The sequence below is a fragment of the Clostridium sp. AM34-11AC genome (assembly GCF_003435375.1).
Lineage (GTDB): Bacteria > Bacillota > Clostridia > Lachnospirales > Lachnospiraceae > Pilosibacter > Pilosibacter fragilis.
In genome coordinates this window covers 1-2,739 of sequence record NZ_QWGL01000083.1, presented here as the reverse complement: position 1 = coordinate 2,739, position 2,739 = coordinate 1, and the positions used below count along the sequence as shown (strand labels likewise).

3 protein-coding genes and 1 pseudogene are annotated in these 2,739 nt (G+C 42.2%); all 4 read right to left on the bottom strand.

Going from position 1 to position 2,739, the window contains the following annotated elements; all coding sequences use genetic code 11:
• Positions 1–151: 151 nt before the first annotated feature.
• Positions 152–676, bottom strand: a complete 525-nt coding sequence (locus tag DW826_RS17765) for a hypothetical protein (RefSeq protein WP_015553442.1) — start codon at positions 674–676, stop codon at positions 152–154.
• 75 nt (positions 677–751) lie between these two features.
• Complete coding sequence (locus DW826_RS17760) at positions 752–1,699, bottom strand: DUF4261 domain-containing protein (RefSeq protein WP_015553441.1); 948 nt, start codon at positions 1,697–1,699, stop codon at positions 752–754.
• 141 nt (positions 1,700–1,840) lie between these two features.
• Positions 1,841–2,185, bottom strand: a pseudogene (locus DW826_RS17755) (TnpV protein).
• The coding region (locus DW826_RS17750) for a DUF4368 domain-containing protein (RefSeq protein ID WP_117553334.1) at positions 2,182–2,739 on the bottom strand (558 nt) is incomplete at its 5' end. The pseudogene DW826_RS17755 and the gene DW826_RS17750, both read right to left, overlap by 4 nt.

The window sequence follows — 2,739 nt, the reverse complement described above, 5'->3', positions numbered from 1 at the left end:
ATCTACTTTTTCTTGAAATACCCAAAACTCAGAAAGAACCTGACTTCCATGTAGCAGCGGTTTTTGCTGGGATTATTCAGTTGAATTTTTAGAACGACAAACTGAAATTGCTGCTAATAACTGAGAATCTATCTTTTATTTTATAGAAATCTCACTCTTTACTGAATCTACAATACTCTACAAAGCTTTTTACGGAAAAATGCTTCGGATTAAGATACTTAATACCAGTATCTATCAACTCAAATTTTTCATAATCAAACTCAAGTTTTTCATTGTTTAAGAAATCATCATCTATCCATAAAGCAGGTAAAATATGCTCACAATAATCAAAGTATCTTCTGCATTCAATACATTCTTCGTCTAAAGACTCTACACCAACATAATGAATATTATAATCTACAGTATCGTTTATAAATCTTTCAAGGAAACTGTTCAAAACAAAGGCTACTCTATCATCACAATATACATAACCAATTAAATTTTTATCTGTGATTTCTACACATTCATTATACCCGTCTACTGATGAGTCGTAGTATATAGCATACCAATATGCTCCTGGATTTCCTGATTGTGAAAGAAAATAATTTCCAATAACAACTTCCAAATGTCCACATAATGAAATCCATTGATGTTTTGTACTACTACTTATCGAAAAAATACCACTAATATCCGTCATGTCATCACACTCTCTATTGTATATCTTCAAATTCTTATTTATCTTTTTATATTTTCGTCATCACATCACAATACATCAATCACGATTTCCGGCTGCATACTCGCCCATGCAAACATCCATGACTATCCTCGCTGGCTGAATCAGTGCATCCTCATACTGACACTTCCACTGGATGTCCTGCACGATCATTCCGTTCCGAATGCCGTCGATGGTATCCCCATCCTTCATAGGCTTTTCATTGTTCAGCAAATAGGATGCCAAATTGTAGGCGTGATTTACTACCCAGTTTGGATCCATGTCACGGAAGTGATACTGCAAATCTTCTATATACAAAAGACTCAGACCAAGCGTGTCCACTACACTGTCCTCCGTCCCCTGAACATTAAAAAAACGAACGTTTACTGCGTACCGGATAAAGCGGTCAACGCCGGGGATTTCATTTTTCCGGATATCATCAGCCAGGATCAGCTTTCCTGAGTTAAGGTTGTAAACCGCCTCACACTGAGGATATAATTCCACCAGTGCCTCCAGATAATCCATAAGCATATTTGCACGTTTTCTTGCAGGTAGCCCGCCGCCCAACATATCATTAGCAAAAATCTGATATTTGCACTCAGAGAGAATACGGTCACGGTCACTCATACAATCCCACATCTGGCTGCGTCTGAAAGCATCAATGGAATCCCGCACAAATTCCTCACAGTCAGAAATCATCAATGTTACCGGAATGCTGGCATCCTTCATCTCAGAGATGTAATCATGGGCGGCAAATTTCACACCCGCCTTGCGACTACCATACTGCTCCACTTTTCCCAGATGCTTCGACAATATCTCTATAAACCTCTCATTGGAAGGCATCTCGTATTTCTCTTTCATCAGAAGCTGTATCATGAACACGCCGCCTGGGCGTATTTGGGAATCAGTCTTTTGTGACAAATCCTGCTGAAACTGCTGCTCCTGATGCTGTTTTTCTTCTGACTCCCTCTTTTCTTTTCTTTTTTTCAACTTATCCAATAACCCCATCTACATTCTCCTTTGTGTTGACTTTACGATTTGTTGCTCAAGTTCATCTTAAAATTATACCATAAAACTTGTGAACAATTCTACCGTCATTTTGGAACATATGAGAAAAGTCCGAACAGTTTTCTGCCCGGACTTTCTCACTCAATCATAAATCAATTCCGCTTTCACAATCTCATCTGCCTGTGCCTTGCAAGCGTTCATCTGCCGCACCCATTCCATTTGGTTTTCGGCTTTCAGCTGTTCGGTCACACCGTTTTGCTCTGCCAGTGACCACACGATCAGCTCCATGCGGCTTCATGCCGCTTCGTCAATCTCGGCGCAATGCTCAAAGAGCTTGTCGGATAGTACCAGCTCATTGAACAGTATCGGGCGGTGCATTTCCAGATACGCCTTGCGAAGTCTGCCGTAGTGTCCGAGGGGCTTGGTCTTGCGGATAACGATGTTCGGGATAAGATAATCGCCGTTCTGTGTGTAAGTGATATTCATGCTGTTTGTACTCCTTTCATCGGCTCTCTCTGCGGTAAACTGCTGACCGGGACGAACACGCCCTTTGCAATATCCTCCGCACGAATGGCGGCTTTCTTGGCTTCGATTTCTGCCTTTTTTCTCCCCTTGATTTTGTCCTCGTATCGCTTCTGCGCTCCGCTGGCTTTCCGCTTCAAGTAGTTCTGATGAAGCCTGTCTTTGCGTTCCTCACGCTTGCGGATTTCTTCTAATTCCTCTGGGGTAAGCTCCACTTCTCCAAACGCCGGAGGAACGAATCGCCCGACAAAATTGAAGTAAATCTCGACCTCCTGTGTGGTCTGTATACTGCCTTTGCGGTCACGCTCATGCACAAGGATTTTCTCGATAAACTCGTTGAGCATAGCAATGGTCAGCTTGTCGAAGTTCTCATACTTGTCAATCAGAGCGATAAAACGGTCAGCGTCCTTTTCGTGCTTCTCATAGCTCTTGACAGCCTTTTCCAGAGTAGAGATTTCGGCGTTAAGCTCGGACTGTTCCTTTTCGTATTGAGCGTCCAGAGTGGCGTATCTGCTGTC